20 protein-coding genes and 1 tRNA gene are annotated in these 18,901 nt (G+C 62.4%); 12 read left to right on the forward strand and 9 right to left on the reverse strand.

The features are described 5' to 3' along the window. Positions 1-19: 19 nt before the first annotated feature. Entirely contained in the window at positions 20-910 is an 891-nt protein-coding gene (locus tag KTJ77_RS04930; RefSeq protein ID WP_367948836.1) for a site-specific DNA-methyltransferase, read from the reverse strand. A 67-nt stretch (positions 911-977) separates the two neighbouring features. On the opposite strand from KTJ77_RS04930, the gene KTJ77_RS04935 reads away from it, so the two are divergent. Next, complete coding sequence (locus KTJ77_RS04935; protein ID WP_217337360.1) at positions 978-1,973, forward strand: hypothetical protein; 996 nt, start codon at positions 978-980, stop codon at positions 1,971-1,973. Then, complete coding sequence (locus KTJ77_RS04940; protein WP_217337361.1) at positions 1,973-2,467, forward strand: hypothetical protein; 495 nt, start codon at positions 1,973-1,975, stop codon at positions 2,465-2,467. The genes KTJ77_RS04935 and KTJ77_RS04940 overlap by 1 nt, the downstream gene beginning before the upstream one ends. On the opposite strand, the gene KTJ77_RS04945 is transcribed toward KTJ77_RS04940, so the two are convergent. Both KTJ77_RS04945 and KTJ77_RS04950 read right to left on the reverse strand, forming a co-directional pair. After that, on the reverse strand, positions 2,427-3,335 hold the full coding sequence (locus tag KTJ77_RS04945; RefSeq protein WP_217337362.1) for a phosphotransferase: 909 nt from the start codon (positions 3,333-3,335) through the stop codon (positions 2,427-2,429). The genes KTJ77_RS04940 and KTJ77_RS04945 overlap by 41 nt on opposite strands. Next, positions 3,335-3,973, reverse strand: a complete 639-nt coding sequence (locus KTJ77_RS04950) for an MBL fold metallo-hydrolase (RefSeq protein WP_217337363.1) — start codon at positions 3,971-3,973, stop codon at positions 3,335-3,337. Before KTJ77_RS04950 ends, KTJ77_RS04945 begins: the two co-directional genes overlap by 1 nt. A 157-nt stretch (positions 3,974-4,130) precedes the next feature. Here KTJ77_RS04950 and KTJ77_RS04955 point away from each other — a divergent pair. After that, a tRNA-Glu gene (locus KTJ77_RS04955) sits at positions 4,131-4,203 on the forward strand. Between the two features lie 489 nt (positions 4,204-4,692). Here KTJ77_RS04955 and KTJ77_RS04960 read toward each other — a convergent pair. The 3 genes from KTJ77_RS04960 to KTJ77_RS04970 all read right to left on the reverse strand — a co-directional run bounded on the left by KTJ77_RS04960 (position 4,693) and on the right by KTJ77_RS04970 (position 7,019). Continuing rightward, complete coding sequence (locus KTJ77_RS04960; protein WP_217337364.1) at positions 4,693-5,097, reverse strand: OsmC family protein; 405 nt, start codon at positions 5,095-5,097, stop codon at positions 4,693-4,695. Positions 5,098-5,334: 237 nt separating this feature from the next. Next, positions 5,335-6,465, reverse strand: coding sequence for a DUF4349 domain-containing protein (locus KTJ77_RS04965; protein WP_217337365.1), 1,131 nt, complete (start codon positions 6,463-6,465; stop codon positions 5,335-5,337). Next, positions 6,462-7,019 (reverse strand): sigma-70 family RNA polymerase sigma factor, encoded by a 558-nt coding sequence (locus KTJ77_RS04970; RefSeq protein ID WP_217337366.1) that lies wholly within the window; start codon positions 7,017-7,019, stop codon positions 6,462-6,464. The genes KTJ77_RS04965 and KTJ77_RS04970 overlap by 4 nt, the downstream gene beginning before the upstream one ends. A 324-nt stretch (positions 7,020-7,343) precedes the next feature. On the opposite strand from KTJ77_RS04970, the gene KTJ77_RS04975 reads away from it, so the two are divergent. Then, positions 7,344-8,441 carry a TerC family protein gene (locus KTJ77_RS04975; protein WP_367948895.1) on the forward strand — a complete coding sequence of 366 codons (1,098 nt, stop codon included), beginning with the start codon at positions 7,344-7,346 and terminating at the stop codon, positions 8,439-8,441. 54 nt (positions 8,442-8,495) lie between these two features. Here KTJ77_RS04975 and KTJ77_RS04980 read toward each other — a convergent pair whose 3' ends face one another. After that, positions 8,496-9,770, reverse strand: a complete 1,275-nt coding sequence (locus tag KTJ77_RS04980) for an O-acetylhomoserine aminocarboxypropyltransferase/cysteine synthase family protein (protein ID WP_217337368.1) — start codon at positions 9,768-9,770, stop codon at positions 8,496-8,498. 269 nt (positions 9,771-10,039) lie between these two features. Between KTJ77_RS04980 and leuC the strand changes: the two genes are divergently transcribed. From leuC to KTJ77_RS05015, 7 genes are read left to right on the forward strand one after another with little or no spacing between them, the layout of a single operon-like run. Then, positions 10,040-11,491: a 3-isopropylmalate dehydratase large subunit gene (gene leuC, locus KTJ77_RS04985; protein ID WP_217337369.1), complete on the forward strand. Its 1,452-nt coding sequence runs from the start codon at positions 10,040-10,042 to the stop codon at positions 11,489-11,491. A gap of 3 nt (positions 11,492-11,494) precedes the next feature. Beyond that, positions 11,495-12,106, forward strand: coding sequence for a 3-isopropylmalate dehydratase small subunit (gene leuD, locus KTJ77_RS04990; protein WP_217337370.1), 612 nt, complete (start codon positions 11,495-11,497; stop codon positions 12,104-12,106). A 10-nt stretch (positions 12,107-12,116) separates the two neighbouring features. Further along, positions 12,117-13,478: a UDP-N-acetylglucosamine 1-carboxyvinyltransferase gene (murA, locus tag KTJ77_RS04995; protein ID WP_217337371.1), complete on the forward strand. Its 1,362-nt coding sequence runs from the start codon at positions 12,117-12,119 to the stop codon at positions 13,476-13,478. Between the two features lie 9 nt (positions 13,479-13,487). Then, entirely contained in the window at positions 13,488-14,231 is a 744-nt protein-coding gene (locus KTJ77_RS05000; RefSeq protein ID WP_217337372.1) for a 1-acyl-sn-glycerol-3-phosphate acyltransferase, read from the forward strand. Further along, positions 14,221-15,348 carry an NAD(P)H-dependent glycerol-3-phosphate dehydrogenase gene (locus KTJ77_RS05005; protein ID WP_217337373.1) on the forward strand — a complete coding sequence of 376 codons (1,128 nt, stop codon included), beginning with the start codon at positions 14,221-14,223 and terminating at the stop codon, positions 15,346-15,348. The genes KTJ77_RS05000 and KTJ77_RS05005 overlap by 11 nt, the downstream gene beginning before the upstream one ends. After that, positions 15,254-16,348, forward strand: a complete 1,095-nt coding sequence (locus tag KTJ77_RS05010) for a D-alanine--D-alanine ligase family protein (RefSeq protein WP_217337374.1) — start codon at positions 15,254-15,256, stop codon at positions 16,346-16,348. Before KTJ77_RS05005 ends, KTJ77_RS05010 begins: the two co-directional genes overlap by 95 nt. Before the next feature lie 3 nt (positions 16,349-16,351). Next, the gene (locus KTJ77_RS05015) at positions 16,352-16,675 is read left to right on the forward strand and encodes a DUF4190 domain-containing protein (protein ID WP_217337375.1); all 324 of its coding nucleotides are present in this window, start codon (positions 16,352-16,354) and stop codon (positions 16,673-16,675) included. A gap of 131 nt (positions 16,676-16,806) precedes the next feature. Here the strand turns inward: KTJ77_RS05015 and KTJ77_RS05020 are convergent, their stop codons facing one another. Continuing rightward, positions 16,807-17,283, reverse strand: a complete 477-nt coding sequence (locus KTJ77_RS05020) for a DUF3515 family protein (RefSeq protein ID WP_217337376.1) — start codon at positions 17,281-17,283, stop codon at positions 16,807-16,809. A 31-nt stretch (positions 17,284-17,314) separates the two neighbouring features. Here KTJ77_RS05020 and thiL point away from each other — a divergent pair, with 31 nt between their 5' ends. Beyond that, positions 17,315-18,286: a thiamine-phosphate kinase gene (gene thiL / locus KTJ77_RS05025; RefSeq protein ID WP_217337377.1), complete on the forward strand. Its 972-nt coding sequence runs from the start codon at positions 17,315-17,317 to the stop codon at positions 18,284-18,286. Here thiL and rsmD read toward each other — a convergent pair. Then, entirely contained in the window at positions 18,274-18,831 is a 558-nt protein-coding gene (rsmD, locus tag KTJ77_RS05030; protein WP_217337378.1) for a 16S rRNA (guanine(966)-N(2))-methyltransferase RsmD, read from the reverse strand. The genes thiL and rsmD overlap by 13 nt on opposite strands. Between the last annotated feature and the right edge of the window lie 70 nt (positions 18,832-18,901).

An 18,901-nucleotide genomic window follows, 5' to 3' on the forward strand; every position in this document is an offset into this window, starting at 1 on the left:
CAGTGCCACCGAACGACACCTACGCGCGGCGCTGGGCTCCGCCCGGGTACTCGACAAAGTCGATTGGTGCAGCCGACCCGTCGCCGAGACGCTTTGCCATCACCGAAATGGCCTCCGCGTTGTTATCAACCAGCACGAAGCGGCGGCCCAGCTTCGCAGCAACGGCACCCACGGTTCCGCTGCCGGCAAAGAAGTCGAGCACCCAATCGCCCTGGTTGCTTGATGCCTGCACAATGCGGCGCAGCACGCCCTCGGGCTTTTGCGTTGCGTAGCCGGTCTTTTCGCGACCGGTGGGGGAGACAATCGTGTGCCACCACACATCCGTCGGGAGCTTGCCGTTGGCGGCGTTCTCGGCGCTCACGAGCGTCGGCGCCATGTAGGGCTCGCGATCGACCTCAGCGCTGTTGAAGTGATAGCGCTTCGGATCTTTCACGTACACCAGAATGTTGTCGTGCTTTGCCGGCCACTTCGACTTCGTGCGTGCGCCGTAGTCGTAGGCCCAAATGATCTCGTTGAGAAAGCAATCCCGACCGAAGAGCGCGTCGAGCAACACCTTCGCGTAGTGCGATTCGCGGTAGTCGAGGTGCAGGTAGAGCGTTCCGGTCGGCGCCAGCAGTCGCCACGCCTCTTCGAGCCGCGGTTCGAGAAACGCCCAATAGTCCTCAAAATCGTCGTTGAATGTCGACACGGTCTTGCGCACGTTTGTGTACGACGATCCGCGAAATCCGACGCGGCTGCCGCCGGTGTGCCGCAAAGACGACACGTTCGTGCGGGTCTGCTTCTTGCCTGTGTTGAACGGCGGATCCAGGTAAATCAGCTGGAAGGACTCGTCTGGCAGCGTGCGAATCAGCTCGAGATTGTCGCCGTGAATCACGAGGTTGGGAGAGTTCTCGGTCCACACGCTAGTCACCGAACCCATTCTACGGATGCCGGGACGTTGCCCGCCTGTGAGCGACGGGTATGAGTAGGGTGAGGGCATGTCTGCGTTGAGGCCCGACGAAGAAGCCGAGCTTGGCCGCCTTGCTCGGCAACTCTTTGCCCGGGGGGCAGAACACGACGAGGCCGCCGCGGCACGCTACGCGCAGCTGGACAGCCGCCGGCGGGCAGCGGCTGGGGCGGTTGCGCCCTCAGTGGCGTCAGCCGGAGCGCACATGGCGACCACCACCGCTCCAGAAGCCGCGTCGGTATCGCGTGCCGTGGTTCCGGAACCATTTGCTGGCGCAGGTGGGCGGCTGACGGATCCGTCATCGATGCCACAGACGCGGCCAGGCCCGCACGCCGATGCGTCAAAGACAGCCGCATCGGGCGCTTTCGCACTGGTCGCGGAAGAGACCTCGCGAGCCGATGAACAATACGCGGCGATCCCCGAGCTCGGTGAGCTGATGCGCGCAGAGCAGGTGGTTCCGCCTCGAGTGCGCGATGCGGTGGCGCCCAGTGCCGTGGTGGCGAGCGTATCTGACAAGCAACCTGCGCGCGCTCCGCAACAGCCGCGCTCCTATCGAAAACAGATCCTCTCCGCGGCTGTCGGATTCGCGTTGGCAGGGCTCGTCGTGGGTGTCGTGCATTTCGTGACCCAGCAACGGCCTCTCGTATCGGGCACGGCCGTGCCGATCACGTTGGAGCAGATGCCTGAGATGGGCGAGTACGCCGAGCAGGAGATTCGTACCTTGACTGCCGACGGTGGCACCATTCTGCAGGCAGAAGGGGTGCCCGACGTCTCGATGATTGTGGTGGAGCAGTCAAACGGCATGACGTGCGCGTATCTGTGGCCCAAAGAAGACGCAGTCAGCGAAGCGTTCGCACAGACGTGTGCAGAAGAATACGGCCCCATCGTGTGGGATTATCCGTTGGAGTTGCTCAGGGATATTCCCCGGCCACAGGCTTTCGCAGACCTGGAATTTCTTCGCATTATTGTGAAGGATCGCGAGTTCTCCGTGTGGAATGCCGCGCCGACCGAGCGGAGCCACTACTGATGCGCCGATGGATGCGAGAACGGGTCAGCCTCGTGTGGCTTGGTGTGGGGCTTGCCGCGGGCGCGCTGGCATTCGCCGTGCTGCTTCCCGCTGCCATCTCGGCGCTACAGCCGCATCCGGCCGCAACCTACGCCTCCCGCGAGCTCTCCCGCGACGAGCTGATGGAGTTTTTGCGTGATGACGGCGTCATGGCACCCGAGACCACCACGTCCTCAGCCCGCATCATTGAGGGTCCTGACGCTTCGATGTTGGTCATTTCCGATCCGGACTTCCTGCAGGATTGCCTGATGCGCGTCCAAGACCAGGGGTTGGACTACCTCGGGTGCGCGCGCACCGGGTGGCCGCTCGTCCTGACCGTTCCGGTGCGAAGCTTTACCGTCGAGGCCGACGTGGTCAAAGAGGTCGAAGACGCTGGTGCCAGGGGCCTCATGCTGATCTACCACGAGGGCGATCTCACGGTGTGGCCGACGGGTCCTGCGCCTGCTTCTCGATGAGGATTTCGCCGATCGTTTCGGTCGCCAGGGCGGCATAGTCGGGGCGATCATCGCTGGCGACAGTGAGCGTCACCGCAATGGCCGCAGCCCAGCCGCGTGCGCGCACCCAGGTCGCGTCGTCGACGTGCGGCGATGCCCTGATGAACTCTTCGCGGCCGTCGGCGTCAAACACAATCCACGCCGCCGCCAGGTCATAAGCCGGGTCGCCAGCGGTCACGTCGCCAAAATCGACGAGCGCGACCAGGCGATCATTCCCGACCACGATATTGCCTGGATGCAGATCGCCGTGCACCCACACCGGCACGTGCGGCCATGCCGGGGCAGCGAGAGCATCCGCCCACGCATGGGCAATCGCCGCCGGAAACGATGCCGAGGCCATCCGCGCACGCATCGCCTGGTCGCGCGTTTGCAACGACTGCCCGCGCACCGGGTTAAGCGGCGCATCGTCGTCAGCAGGCACGTGCAGGAGCGCGAGTGCTTCGGCAAAGTGCGCAGCCCATGCTGTTCGAGCGGCGCGGGGCTGGTGCAGGGCGGCGGAACCAGCAAACCATGGAACCACAGACCACGGTCGCGCAAATGGTTCCGACGCAGGCAAAGCCGCAAGTGGTTCCGGAACCTGCACGCCGGTTGGGCGCAGGAGCTTGGCGATGCGGGGCAACACCAACTGCTCATGGGAGATCAGGGGGACGGCGATTTCTCGACGCGGCAGTCGCACGGCGCGCGTGGTTCCGAGTCGCCACATTTCGTTGTCCCAGCCGGCGAAGGCGAGAGCCAGTGGGTCTTCGGCGCCATCGAGATTCGCGTTGCGCAACAGCGTGCGAACGAGATCTTCGGTGATGACGACGTCTGCGGCGGGGGAATCGGCCATTACAGGTCGATGGCTTCGCCAGGTGCGAGCGGCAGATAGTGGCCGCCGCCCTGCTGGGTCGCCCAATCAAGCCGGTCGTGGTGCATGCCTCGGCCGATGTCGGAGAGCGTCATGTCGTGCGTGCCGAAGCAATATTGCGGTGTGACATCAAGGACGAAGTCCATGGCGTCGCCGATCTTGAGCCACGGTGCGCCGAGCGGGGCAGCCAACACCATGACATCGCGATCGCCTGGCAACGCATACGAATCACCCGGGTAGTAAAACTGGTCGTTGACGAACACGCCGACGTTGCCGATCGTTGGAATCGACTCGTGAATCACCGCGTGCGTGCCGCCGAAGAACTCGAGTGTGAAGTCGCCGTGCGTGATGGTGTCGCCAGGGGAGACGGCAATCACGTTGACGCCAGGCACCGTGGTGGCAACGGCAGATGGTCCGTAGATCGGAACATCGGGATTGCTCTCGCTGATGCGCTGCAGGTTTGCAGGGGAACAGTGGTCGGGGTGCACATGCGTGACCACCACGGCGGCGATGTTCGTGAAGTCGGTGAAGGAGGTGAGGAACCCGCCAGGGTCGATCACCAGCCGAGATGAACCCTCATCAATCGTGACGGTGGCGTGCTCGTATTTGGTGATGCGCATATATCGATCAAACCCCGTCATTGCGCGGGAGGCAAGCGCCCGACACGCGCGGCGCACGTAAAATCAGAGGTCGATTTTGTGCGACTGTGGCAACCATGCCATACTCGTATAGTTGTCGCGAGACGGAAGGCCGAAAAAGCCTCGAAATCTCACATACGGCCCCATCGTATAGCGGCCTAGTACGCCGCCCTCTCACGGCGGTAACGCGGGTTCGAATCCCGCTGGGGTCACAACACCAAAAACCCTCGACTTTAGTCGGGGGTTTTTGCGTTGCCTGGGGACGGTTGTACGGCTTCGGCTTATGGGCCGAAACGTCGGCTTGTCGGCAGAAACGTCGGCTTGTCGGCAGAACGTGTGGATTGGCTCGGCCGTGTTGTCCGACATCTCGACCCGGGCGTTCCGCGTTCCAAATCAGCCGGGCGCAAAACCGCGCTGTGCGCGAGCCTTCCCAGTTAGGCTTGAGCCTCCGCAGTTGTGCATGAACATTCCCTGTTCTGCACGACCGAAACAGTCTTCAGGCCCGACACGCCGCGTTTTTGCCCCGATCGAGAACGTCGCTCAGGCATAACTGGAATCACTCAGGCATAACTGGAATCGCTCGGGCATAACTGGAATCACTCGGGCAAAGCTGGAATCGGGAGTGGCAGGAGAGATTGGCCGTGTATGTCTGGAGGCAGTCGCCGAAACCGCACTAGTCACGTCTGGAAGCGCGGTGGGGATTAGCCAGCGTAAGGTTCGGCGTGTACGCGTACGGTGTCGGCGGAGCGGAGGAGCTTCGACACCGGACAGCGCGCGTGAGCGGCCGCGAGGACTCGCTCCGTTTCTGCAACATCGGCGCCCTCAACCGACAGATAGGCGTCGACCTCAAACACGTAACCCACGTCGGGCAAGAGATCGTGCAGCTCCGCAGTGACCCGCACGGCGGTGCGCGTCGCTCGTTCCACGATGACCTGCGCAGTTGAGTTCAGGCACGTGGCCCAGGCCAACGCCAGCAGCTGTTCGGGGTTGGTCGTTGCGGCATCAAAGTCCGATGCGAGCGGCGATGAAATGGCAACTTCCATCCCACCCAGGATGCGGCTCGTGTCACCGTCGTTACGTGCTTCTGTCGCATACCTCATCGCCATACCGTCAGCCTACGCGCGAGACGGAACCACACCGCCTGCGGACGCGAGACCGAACCATGTAATCGCGTGAGACGGAACCACCGCGCCGACTCTAGACAGAACCACCAGCGTCGACTCGAGGCGGAACCACCAGCGCCGGGGCGACAGCGCCAACAGAAGGGGCCCTCTCGGAGCGAGATTCCGAGAGGGCCGGTGGAATGGGGTTCGCACTGGTCCCGGCAGCGCGAACCCCGGTCTTTATTCGTTGTCGGCGCCGACCGGCGTCTGTGACGCACGAGCCTTCGAACGGCTCGAACGACGCGCCCGAACGACGAGCCAGATCACGAGGCCGATGACTCCGAGAACGGCAAGCCAGGGGAGTGCGAAGCCGAGGGCTATGATGATGCCGTTGAAGGCAGCGACGAGGCCGTTCCAGCCGGCGAGCAGGCCGTCGCCGAAACCATTCGGGTCGGCGTCAACCGGGGCACTTTCTGCGCGAAGGTCAACCGAGATCGTCGACATTGCAACCTGATCGGTCAGCGAGTCCAGTTGCTGCTGGAGTGACTCCAGCTCGGCCTGACGCTGGCTGAGGGCAGCCTCGGCGGTGATCAAGTCACCTACAGACCCTGACTGCTTCATCAGCTCTTCCAGCCGAGCAACGCTGGCCTCAAGCGACGACACGCGCGCCTTTAAATCAACGCTCTGCTGCGTCACGTCATATCGGTCAATCGTCGTCGCAGTGACCGTGCCGATCGCCTCCAGCTGAGTCAACGCGTCGTTGACCGATGCTTCCGGAATCCGCACCGTGATCCACCCATATGTCGGCGTCGTTGGCGCCGAGGCCTTCGCCGGGTCGAACTCATACCCGTAGCCATTCGAACCGACGTTTTGCGACGCGACATAACCGCTCAGAGCCGTCGTCACCGTTGTCACATCAGCGACAGCCTTCTCAATATCGGCAACGGTGAGCGAAATGCTCGCGCTCGTAATGACCTGCGGTTCGATCGCGGTCGATGCCGTCTTGCCGATACCGGTGTCGGTGGCGTACGCGGCGGAGCCGTCGCCCATTTCGGCGGTCGCAGCTTCCGGCATCGCGGAGTCGCGATCCGCCGCGCCGCCGGCCATGTCAGGAACGCCGCTGACCGCGGAATCGCTCGTGCTGGTTCCGCCGACATTCAAGAGAGACGGAACCAGGGCGGCGCCTGCCACAACAACGGTTGCGGCAGCTGCCGACCACAGGATCGTGCGCGAACGCTTGCGCTTGCCGCGAGCGACAGATGCCGTGCGCTCTTCGCTAATGCGCTGAAAGACACCGTCTTCCATGCGAGCGATCGCGTCGTTGCTGAGTTCTGGGAGAACGATAGGGGTTCGGGTCGCTTCCTTGTTCATGAGATTTCCGATTCACTTACAGCTGTCCGCAGGCGTGTGCGTATGCGGGAGAGGCGATTGCGGACGGTTCCTGATGTCACCTTGAGCTCCTCAGCGGCTGCGGCGTATGCGTAGCCTTCGGTCGCGCAGAGCCGGAAGATTTCTCGATCCAGTTCGGTCAGGATGGCAAGCTCTTTCAGGATCGTTTCGGCGTAGTCCCGGCTAATGACCTGGTCTTCGACGTTGATCGTTGACGGAGTCATTTCATCCGCTTCACCGCTGCGGTGGGCTTGTTCACGCCGGCGCGAACGCAGGCGGTTTGACGCTTGATAGCGGCAAATGGTCGCAAGCCACGGCAACAGTGAGTCTCCTTCCAACACGAACCCTGGGAGCTTCTTCCAGGCAACGACGAACGTTTCTTGGGCAATGTCTTCGGCATCGGCAACGTTCTTCAATAGACCGTGCGCGATCCAGTAGACCGGCCGCACATGGCGCTGGTACAGCTCGCGGAAGGCGTATTCGCCTCCGCTTGCGGCCCGGGCGACCAGGTCGGCGTCTGTCGTTGTGGTGTCCACAGCTTTTCCTTGTCTCGCGGAGCTGTCTCTCACTATCTGGTGTGCGCTCTGAAGCGATCGTCTCAGAAACTTTTCGGTCGTTGTGTACGACGCGTGCAGAGTTCCCAGGCCCAGAGGCGGTAGTCTTGTCGAGCGAAGGGGAGTATCCCATCAATGCACATTCGTCATCACGAGCATCGCTCCGGGTGTGCGCCGCGTCACGCGGGGGAGAGACTTTCGATCCCTTGACGTATCTTCCGGAAGGCATTCATGGTGCTCGTAAATTCTCTGACAGTCCTCGCAGCTGGCGGAGGTGACGACACAGCGCAGGCAGGCGCGTTCGCGATTCCACTGTGGTTTGAAGTCGGATCCCTGGTCGTTCTGTCGCTTATTCTGCTGGCAGACCTGCTGCTGATCATCAAGCGACCCCACGTTCCTTCCGCGAAGGAATCAACGCTCTGGGTCGTCTTTTACGTCACGCTCGCGTTGATCTTCGCGGCGGTTCTCGGGCTCATCGCCGGATGGGACTGGGCCGGACTCTTCGTTGCCGGTTGGGCAACCGAGTACAGTCTCTCGATCGATAACCTGTTCGTCTTTGTGCTGATCATGACCCAGTTCCGCGTGCCCCGCCGCCTGCAGCAAGAAGTGCTCATGGTCGGCATCATCATTGCGCTCGTGCTTCGCGCCGGCTTCATTTTCCTCGGTGTGACGCTCATCAACGCGTTCTCGCCGGTCTTCTACATCTTCGGCGCCTTCCTGCTGTGGACCGCATACAAGCAGGCCTTCGACACCAGTTCTGACGACGAAGAGGCCAAGGAAAGCAAGATCATCACCTTCTTGCGTCGTCGCGTTGAAATTACCGACGAGTTCGACGGCGCCAAACTCCGCACCGTCGTGGATGGCAAGAAGCTCTTTACCCCGATGCTCGTCGTTTTCGTTGCGATCGGTCTCACCGACCTGATGTTTGCGATTGACTCGATTCCGGCAATCCTCGGCATCACGCACGAGTTCTTCATCGTGCTGACGGCAAACATCTTCGCGCTTATGGGTCTGCGCCAGCTGTATTTCCTGCTTGGCGGCATGCTCGAGAAGCTGCGCTACCTGCACCTCGGTATCGCAGTGATTCTGGCGTTCATTGGTGTCAAGCTGATCCTGCACGCGCTGCACGTCAACGACCTGCCGTTCCTCAACAACGGTGAAGGATTCAACGTTCCCGAAGTGGAGACGTGGATGTCGCTGACGGTGATCTTCGGATCGCTCATCGTTGCGACCATCGCGAGCCTCATCGCCTCGCGTCGCGACGAGCGCCGCGCGCCGAAGACGTCGGTCACGCCGGCCGCCGGAGCATCGGCCGTGGCCGCTGGCGAATCGAAGCTCAACGAATCAACGGTGAGCCCGAACAACGCTGACACAGATAACGGCGAAGACTTCCTGAAGCGATAAGTCCTCACCAAAAGAAGGCCTCCTCTGCGCAGAGGAGGCCTTCTTTCATTTCGGCTACAGCACCCGATCGAGGTCGGCGATCAGGTCGTCGAGGTCTTCCAAACCGATCGAGACGCGAAGGGTTCCCGGGTAGACGCCGACCTCGGCGCGCTCTTCGGGAGTGCGAAACGCGTGCGATGTCGTCTCCGGGTGCAACACGAGCGAGCGCACATCACCCAGATGCGTCATATGTGTGAAGGTCTGCACGGTGTTGACGACACGGGCGGCGGAGTCACGTCCGCCGCGCAGCGTGAAGCTGAACACGGAACCATACCCGCGGGGCAACAGCGTCTGCGCGAGTTCGTGAGAGGGGTGCGTTGGCAGGCCCACGTAGTCCACGGACTCGACGGCAGGGTGCTGCTGCAAGTACTGCGCGATGACGAGGGCTTGGCGCGACTGTTCCCGCACGCGCAGGCTGAGCGTCTCAACACCCTGTCCGATCAAGAACGCGTTGAGGGGCGAGAGCGTCGGTCCGAGCCGCGGGGCAACACTCTCCTTTGCGTAACCGGTGAATGTGCTCGCGCCATACTTCTCGGCGAAGCTCGCACCACCCAGGCGGCTCTTCGCCACCAGGTGCGGGAAGCGGGCGCCATGCACGACCGCATCAAAGGTTCCGCCGTCAACGATCACGCCGCCGATCACCGAACCCTGCCCAGACAAGAACTTGCTGGTCGAGTGTACGGACAGCGCGGCGCCGTGCTCCAAGGGGCGGAACAGGTAGGGCGTTGCGAACGTATTGTCGATCACGAGCGGGATGCCGTACTCGCGGCCCAACGCGGCGACAGCCGCCACATCAAACAGCAGGTTGGCGGCATTAGAAATAGATTCGCCGAACAGCACCTTAGTGTTGTCGGTAATTGCCGCACGCCACGCTTCTGGGTCTGCAATGTCATCAATGAAGGTCACGCTGATGCCGAGCCGGGGGAGGAGATCAAGGAAGAGCCCGCGCGATCCCTCATAGATGTGCGTTGAGCTGACAATGTGATCGCCGGCACCGGCGAGTGCAAGAATCGCCGTCGACACCGCGGCCTGACCGCTGCCGACCAGCAGCGCTCTGGTTCCGCTCTCCAACGCGGCGAGCTTCTCCTCGACAGCATCAATGGTGGGGTTGCCGGTGCGCGTGTAGCCGTAGCCCGTGCCCTCGCCAAAATGGGCGACGCCCTCTTCAAAACTGTCGAACGTGAAGCCAGCCGTCAGATGAATGGGCAGGGCGCGCGGCGTTGCGGGCGCTGCGGTGGTTCCGACGTGTACCTGGCGCGTCGAAAACCCGAGAATCTTCTGATCGGTCATTGTGCTCCTTGAAACGATGAGGACGACACCAGATTGACACTGCCGGTGTCGTACGCGCTGGCATATGTACTCCTGTTACGGCGCGGGCGCGTTCTCGCCGTGTGTCTGCACGTTAAGGCGCGCACGAAACCCCTTTCTAACGGTGGTAGCCTGACGGTGTGCGTGGCGCGATCCTCCTTCTTAGTCGCCGCGGCGAGTCCTAGTTTCTGCTGGCCTCCTCGTCGCGGAGTTTCGCTACGGCCCACACACAATGTTTCTTGGAGATCTGCATGAGCACCGCTGCCATTTCCCGTCCCCAAACTCTGGCCGAAAAGGTCTGGGACAACCACCTCGTCGTCAAGGGTGAAGAAGGTCAGCCTGACCTGATCTACATCGACCTTCACCTGGTACACGAGGTGACGAGCCCGCAGGCCTTTGATGGCCTGCGCGCCGAGGGGCGCCCCCTTCGTCGCCTTGATCTCACGATCGCGACCGAAGACCACAACACGCCGACACTCGACATCGACAAGCCGATTGCCGACCTGACCAGCCGCACGCAGATCGAAACGTTGCGTCGCAACGCCGCCGAGTTCGGCGTGCGCCTGCACTCGCTTGGCGACAAGGAGCAGGGCATTGTGCACGTCGTTGGCCCGCAGCTTGGCCTCACGATGCCGGGCATCACGGTCGTCTGCGGCGACTCGCACACGTCAACGCACGGCGCTTTCGGTGCCATGGCATTCGGTATCGGAACCAGCGAGGTCGAGCACGTCATGGCGACGCAGACCCTTCCGCTGAAGCCGTTCAAGACGATGGCGATCAATGTTGAAGGCGCGCTGAAGCCGGGCGTTACCGCGAAAGACATCATCCTCGCGGTGATCGCGAAGATCGGAACCGGTGGTGGCCAGGGCTACGTGCTTGAGTTCCGCGGTTCCGCCATTCGTGCGCTCTCCATGGAGGGCCGCATGACGATCTGCAACATGTCGATTGAGGCCGGTGCACGAGCTGGCATGGTCGCTCCCGACCAGATCACCTTCGACTACCTTGAGGGCCGCGACCACGCCCCCAAGGGGCAGGACTGGGACGACGCGGTCGCGTACTGGAAGACGCTGCCCACCGATGAAGGCGCCACCTTTGACGCTGAAGTCTTCATCGACGCCGACATGCTGGAACCGTTCGTGACGTGGGGTACCAACCCCGGACAGGGCGCCTCGCTGTCTGACGTGGTTCCGAACCCCGCAGACGTCGCAGACCCTAACGAGCGTGCCGCGGCTGAGCGCGCGCTCGAATACATGGATCTGACCCCCGGAACCAAGCTGAAGGATGTTGCCGTCGACGCCGTATTCATGGGGTCATGCACGAACAGCCGCATCGAAGACCTGCGCGCTTTTGCGTCGGTCATCAAGGGCCACAAGAAGGCCGACGGTGTTCGCGTCATGGTGGTTCCTGGTTCCGCGCGCGTGCGTTTGGAAGCCGAAGCAGAAGGTATCGACAAGATCGTCGAGGAGTTCGGCGCGGAATGGCGATTTGCTGGTTGCTCCATGTGCCTCGGTATGAACCCCGACCAGTTGGCTCCCGGCGAGCGGTGTGCGTCAACGTCGAACCGAAACTTTGAAGGACGCCAGGGCAAGGGCGGTCGCACGCACCTGGTCTCGCCGCTTGTCGCTGCAGCGACCGCGATTCGCGGCACGCTGTCGAGCCCGAGCGATTTGGAAGCTACCGTCACCGAGATGGCAGAGGTGTAAGACATGGAAAAGTTCACAACCCACACCGGAATCGCCGCTCCTCTGAAGCGTTCCAACGTTGACACCGACCAGATCATCCCGGCCGTCTTCCTGAAGCGTGTCACCAAGACCGGCTTCGAAGACGCCCTGTTTCACGGATGGCGCCAAGACCCCGAGTTCGTGCTCAACCAGCCCGAGTTCCAGGGCGCGTCGATTCTCGTCGCGGGGCCTGACTTCGGCACCGGCTCCAGCCGTGAGCACGCCGTCTGGGCGTTGCGCGACTTCGGGTTCGCTGTCGTTCTGAGCCCGCGATTTGCCGACATCTTCCGCGGAAACTCGGGCAAGCAGGGCCTACTGACCGGCATCATCTCCGAGGCAGATCTGGAAAAGATCTGGGCAGAAATCGATGCCAACCCTGGCTGTGAAATGACGGTAAATCTCCAGGAGCGTACCGCCACGGTGGGCGCGCTCAGCGTCTCATTTGAAATCGACGATTACACTAGGTGGAGGCTCCTGGAGGGACTCGATGACATCGGGCTGACTCTCCGGAACGAAGACAAGATCGCCGCCTACGAGGCGAAACGAGAATCCTGGAAGCCCCGCACCTTGCCGGTGCAGGCTTCGCCCGCACAGTGAGGCACGCAGTATGACCCTGAACAACGTTTCGTCGTCCGGAGCACCCAGTTCAGGGGATGAGGAAATCCTCGCCATTCGCGGCGGGCAACCGCTGTCAGGACGCGTTTCGGTCAAGGGCGCGAAGAACCTCGTCACCAAGGCGATGGTTGCTGCGCTCCTTGGCGAGACCGCGTCAGTCCTTCGTGACGTCCCCGACATCTCCGATGTTGCCGTCGTGCGCTCTTTGCTTGAGGTGCACGGGGTTGCCGTGTCGGAAGGGCCGGAAGAAGGCTCGCTGCTGCTTGACCCGGCAAATGTCGAGTCAGCGCATTTCGAAGAGATTGACGCGCATGCGGGTTCTTCGCGTATTCCGATTCTTTTCTGCGGTCCGCTGTTGCACCGTCTCGGTCAGGCATTCATCCCTGACCTCGGTGGCTGCCGTATTGGCGACCGTCCGATCGACTTCCACCTTGACGCCCTGCGCAAGTTTGGTGCCGTCGTTGAGAAGCAACCGAGTGGAATCCGCCTGTCGGCGCCCAACGGTCTGCGCGGAGCCAACATTCACCTTCCGTACCCGAGCGTCGGCGCTACCGAGCAGGTCCTGCTGACGGCAACGCGTGCAGAAGGCGTCACTGAGCTGAAGAACGCGGCCATCGAACCGGAGATCATGGATCTCATTGCGGTACTGCAGAAGATGGGTGCGATCATCTCGATCGAGCCCAACCGCGTCATTCTGATTGAGGGCGTCAAGAGCCTGCGTGGCTACGACCACCGTTCGATCTTTGATCGCAACGAAGCCGCAAGCTGGGCAGCAGCAGCACTCGCGACCAACGGTGAAATCTTTGTCGAGGGTGCGCGTCAGCCCGACATGCTCACCTTCCTGAACGTGATTCGTCGGATGGGTGGCGACTTCGATGTGCGCGAAGACGGCATCCTGTTCCGCCGCGACGGCGACATGCGCGCTGTCACGGTTGAGACCGACGTGCACCCTGGCTTCATGACGGACTGGCAGCAGCCGCTCATCGTGGCGCTGACGCAAGCGCACGGCGAGTCCATCGTGCACGAGACCGTGTACGAAAATCGCTTCGGCTTCACTAGCGCCCTGAACCAGATGGGTGCCAACATTGTTGTGCACCCGCACGGTCTTCAGGATGGGCCACGTCGCGTGCCGCGTCGCATGCTCGAGCAGGCGGCCGTTGTCAACGGCCCGACGCCTCTGCACGGTGCCGACATTGTGGTTCCGGATCTCCGTGGTGGCTACAGCCACGTGATTGCGGCGTTGACGGCCGAAGGCGAATCCGTGGTGCGCAACATTGGCATCATCCGCCGCGGCTACGAGAAGTTCCTCGACAAGCTGACCGGGCTTGGCGCTGACTTCGACGTCGTCGGTTAATCTGACCTGATGTCCGTTTCACCGGAGAAGAGCAAGCTGAGCTGGTTTTGGCCACTTTCGGCCATCGCGGTTCCGCTTGTCGCGCTCGTCACCAAGACCAAGCGCCTCGGTGCGCTGCCCAAAGACGGTGCGTACGTGCTGGCACCGAACCATATGTCTGAGTTTGACCCGCTCATCGTTGCCGTCTCGGTATGGCGGATGGGGCGAGCGCCACGATTTATGGCGAAAGCCAGCCTGTTTAAGATTCCGGTTGTCGGGTGGATTCTGCGCGTGACGCAAATGATTCCGGTGCAGCGCGAATCGACAAGTACCGGCGCACGACAGACGCTGGATGCCGCCGAGAACCTGGCGGCAACCGGACGCGGCGTCATCGTCTATCCCGAGGGCACGCTGACGCGTGATCCTGATCTCTGGCCCATGCGCGGAAAGACGGGCGCCGTGCGTCTGGCTCTCGAGGCCGGGGTGCCGCTGATTCCGGCAGCCCACTGGGGTGCCGAGAAGATCATGCCGCGCTACGGAAAGTTCTCGTTGTGGCCGTTGCGTAAGAAGTCGATCTTCATCGTTGGAGAGCCGATCGATCTCTCCGCGTTCGAAGGTCGAGAGCGCGAGCCACGCGCACTGGCCGAAGCGACTACTCTGCTGATGAACGAAATCGCAGCGCTCGTCGCGCAGCTCCGCAACGAAAAGGCCCCAGCCGAGCGGTGGGATCCCAGCAAGCACAACCAGAAAGAAACCGGCAATTATGAGTCGTAAGCCCATGGCAGCGCCGAAGGTCGCAGTCATCGGCGCCGGAAGCTGGGGAACCACGTTCGGCAAGATTCTTGCTGACGGCGGTAGCAACGTCACGATGTGGGCGCGGCGACCAGAGCAAGCTCTGGAGATTCGCGAAAGCAAGCGCAACAGCCAGTATCTGCCTGGCATCAACCTGCCGCGCTCGATGACGGCAACGCCGCATCTGTCGGAGGCGCTGGAAGGCGCTGAACAGATCTTTCTCTCCATCCCGAGCCAAACGGCCCGCGAAAACCTGAAGGCAATTCGGCCCCTTATCGCTGGTTCCGACGCCCCCATCATCAGTCTGATGAAGGGGGTCGAGAAGTCATCGGGGCTGCGGATGAGCCAGGTGATCGAGCAGGAGCTGCAGATCGATCCGGCACGCATTGCCGTCGCATCAGGGCCGAACCTGGCGCTGGAGATTGCTCGTGAGCAACCCACCGCTGCCGTGATTTCATCGACAAGCCGCGAAACGGCAGAAGCTGTCGCGCGATTGGCGAGCAACAAGTATTTCCGCACATTCGTGAACACCGACGTGACCGGTACCGAGTTCGGCGGGGTTCTGAAGAACCTCATCGCCGTGGCCATCGGTATCGTCGACGGTGTCGGCTACGGCGAGAACACGAAAGCGTCGATCATTACGCGCGGTCTCGTCGAGATGACCGATTTCGCGGTCGCGTATGGCGCTGAGCCGGAAACCCTGCAGGGCCTTGCTGGCCTTGGCGACTTGATCGCCACATGCCAGTCGCCGCTGAGCCGCAACAACACCGCGGGGCGACTGCTCGGCCAGGGCTACAGCATGAAAGACGTTGTAAAGCAGATGAACCAGACGGCGGAAGGTCTCGCCTCCGTCGCGCCGGTGCTGCAGCTGGCGAAGGAGGTCGGCGTTGATATGCCGATCGTTCGCCAGGTGAAGATGGTTTTGGACGGGCAAATGAATCCGCGCGACATCGCGCCGCATTTGACCACCGATGACGACACCCCGAAGGGGGAGAGGACGCAGTATGGCCAAGCAGGTGGTGGCGGTGCTCTTCGGCGGGCGCTCAAGCGAGCATTCGATCAGTTCCGCGACGGCGGGCGGAGTGCTTCGGGCGATTGATCGCGACCGGTTCACGGTCATCCCGATCGGCATTACCCGCAACGGAACGTTTGTCCTTGAAGAGGACAACCCGGAAAAGTTTCAGCTCGATTCGGCAAACCTGCCGGAGATCGTTGACAACGGCACCCGCATCATTTGGCCTGAGGGTGCTGACGACCGCACCCTGAGCGTTCGCGAGGCAGACGGCGCGGTGCGTGAACTTGGCGAGGTTGACGTCGTGCTGCCGATTCTGCACGGTGTGCATGGCGAAGACGGAACCATGCAGGGCTTCCTCGATATTCTGGGGCTCCCGTACGCTGGCGGCGGCGTTCTTGGTTCCGCCATCAGCATGGACAAGCACTTCATGAAGATTGCACTGGCGGCCGCCGGAATTGCGGTTTCGCCCGGTTTCACCACCACAGCGCGCGAGTGGAACCAGGATGCCGCGGGCGTGCGTGCGCGCGCGAGTGCGTACCCGCTGCCGATCTTCGTGAAGCCTGCACGCGCCGGCTCCAGCGTCGGCGTTTCGCGTGTCAGCGACATGAGCGAGTTCGATGACGCAATGAGCATCGCATTGGCGGAAGACTCGAAGGTGCTCGTAGAGCAGGGTATTACGGGTCGTGAGGTTGAAGTCGGCGTGCTCGAGGGGCGCGGTGGCGCTCCGGCGCGAGCGTCCCTCGCAGGCGAGATCGTGCTCACCACGCGTGCGTTCTATGACTTTGAGGGCAAATACCTCGGCGGCGACGGTGTGGATGTCGTGTGTCCTGCCGCCATCACCGATGACGAGATGCGTTCGCTTCAGGAGACAGCGGTTGCCGCATTTGAGGCTGTCGATGGCATCGGACTCGCGCGCGTTGACTTCTTCCTCACCGAGAACGGTCCTGTGGTGAACGAACTCAACACGATGCCCGGATTCACACCGATCTCCATGTTCCCGAAATGCTGGATCGCATCGGGCATGACGTACGCTGAGCTTATTACCGAGCTGCTCGACACGGCTTTGGAGCGTACTGAGGGGTAGCGCATGGCAAGCGATTTTGAGACGCCGTTGACACCACCTGCACAGGCCGTGACGCACCAAAACGGCCCCCAGGTTCCGATCGCTCCTCAGAAATTTGCGTCGCCCGCAGGCACCTACTTCGGTGAATCCGCCTACCCGGTACCGCAACAGCACCCGCAATCCGCGTATCAAATCGTCAACGTTTACCAGAATGCTCCGGTGGTGCGCCCCACCAACGGCATGGCGATCGGATCCCTGGTGACGGGATTCTTCGGGATGTTCCCGGTGTCAATTCCGCTCGGGATCACGGCGCTCAATCGGATCAAGCAGACCGGAGAGCCTGGTTGATGGCAAGCCATCACCGGAATCGTGATGGGCAGCTTTCATGCGCTCATGTTTGCGACCATGACACTGCCTGCGCTCATCATCGCGCTCGGAACCTAGCCCTCACGCGCCTACGGCACCGTGCTGAGCGGTCTTTAGCGCGGCGAGCACTTTGCCGTGAGCGGAAGGTCTTGTGCGGCCTTACTGATGCGCGAGAGCACTTCGACCGAGCTGACAACCTCGCTGTTGAAGTACACCTGAATCGCGGGCTCTCGACCGAAAACCGTCATGCGATAGAACGGGGCATCAGAATCGTCGATCAGCCAATCGAAGCCCTGGTGTGACTGGCAAGGCAACTCACTTGCCACCGGCACGTCGACACCGCAGGAAAAGTAGATCGAGACCGGATTGCCCCAAGCCGCGGTTGATTGTGCGTCTGTCCACACCCGTTCAAGTGAGGCGTTGGCCTCGTTGGCGGCGATGGAATCGGGAAGATTCACCATGACGTTCGCACACAGCGGGTTATTGGCGTCCGCAGCCGGCTCAAGCGCGATAGTGGGTGAGCAACCGACGAGCAGGCTGGCGGCGAGACCGATGGCAGCAAGGGCCGCTGAGCGGCGGGGAATACTCACACCTCCAGCCTAAGCCCGATAGCGTGGAGGGGTGACCGAACTGATTGGCGACCTCACCGAGTCCGACATCCTGCGGCGGATTCTGGCGCGCACACCGGGCGCCAGTGGCGCGATCGTCGGCCCGGGGGATGACGCAGCCGTGCTCGCCCTGCGTGGTGACCTCGTTGCTACAACCGACACGCTGGTACACGGGCCCGATTTCCGTCTCGCGTGGTCAAGCGGGTTCGATCTCGGCTACAAGGCCGCAGCCGTGAACCTGGCCGACGTCGCCGCGATGGGGGCCCGTCCGACGGCGCTCTTGGTCGCTCTCGCGATCCCGGCGACCGTGCCCGTCAGCCTCGTCGAAGACATGGCAGACGGGTTCGCTGCCGCTTGCGCCGCGCTTGCGCCTGGTTGTGCTGTTGTCGGCGGCGACCTCACAGTGTCTGCAACGTTGACGATCGCCGTCACAGCGCTCGGCGACTTGGAAGGCCGGGCTGCGGTCCTCCGCTCCGGGGCGCGCCCAGGCGACACCGTGGCGCTTGCCGGCCAACAGGGCGTCGCCGCCCGCGGACTGTCGACCCTGTTTCGTCGATTCACCGATGCCGACGGTGTGCCGACACCCCTCGACCTTGACCAACTGACCGACGATGAACGGTCTGAGGTCATCGCCCAGTTGCGCCCGGAACCACCGGTTGGGTTGGGAATTGTCGCGGCGCTTGCCGGTGCGACGGCGATGATGGATGTCTCCGACGGTCTCGTTCTGGACGCGCGCCGCATGGCACGTGCCTCAGGAGTCACGATGGGGATTGACTCAAAAGCGTTCGAGAACCCGGCATCGGCGCTGGAGGGCGGGGAGGATCACCCGTTGCTCGCCACCTTCTCAGGTGCGGTACCCGACGGGTTTCGGCCTATTGGTCGGGTGACCGAGGTCGGCGACGAAGCTGTCCTGGTCGATGGCCGGCCATACGATCTGCCAGGCGGATGGGACCCTTACCGGGACTGGGACGCTCAGGCAGGCTGACCCCACCACACCGTGGTGTCGCCGTAGGTTTTCTCCCGCATTGCGTCCAAGCCGGCACCTGCCCAATCCGGGCCGGGGGAGCGTTTCGCGCGCTCAACGATGACGATGGCCTCTTCGCTGAGCCGATCGGCCAACAACACCAGCACCGCGTTGAGATCAGCATCTGCGATGTCGTACGGGGGGTCTAAGAAAACCAGATCCCATGGCGAGTGCGCACTTTTCAGAAAAGTGGCCGCGGCCACGGCATGGACGCGGGCGAGCGGGGCACCAGATTTGGCGACTTTGGCCGCATTGGTTGTGGCCACTTTGGCTGCCTGCCCGGCTTTTTCCACGAGGTCGACACTTGCGGCACCACGGCTTGCGCACTCGAGCCCGAGGGCACCGGACCCAGCGAACAGGTCAAGCACGCGCGCGCCAGCGATGGCGTCGACGGAGTCGAGGGCCCCCAGCAACGATTCGCGCACACGGTCAGACGTCGGACGGGTGCCGGAACCAGGAACGTCGAGTGAAAGTCCGCGTGCGGAACCGGCAATGATCCTGGTCATCTCACCAGCCTATCGCCGTGCCCAGTCCTGACGACCGCACCCACAGGTTCCGCTCTCTCCGAGGCAATGA

Source organism: Microbacterium sp. NC79, assembly GCF_019061125.1.
GTDB lineage: Bacteria > Actinomycetota > Actinomycetes > Actinomycetales > Microbacteriaceae > Microbacterium.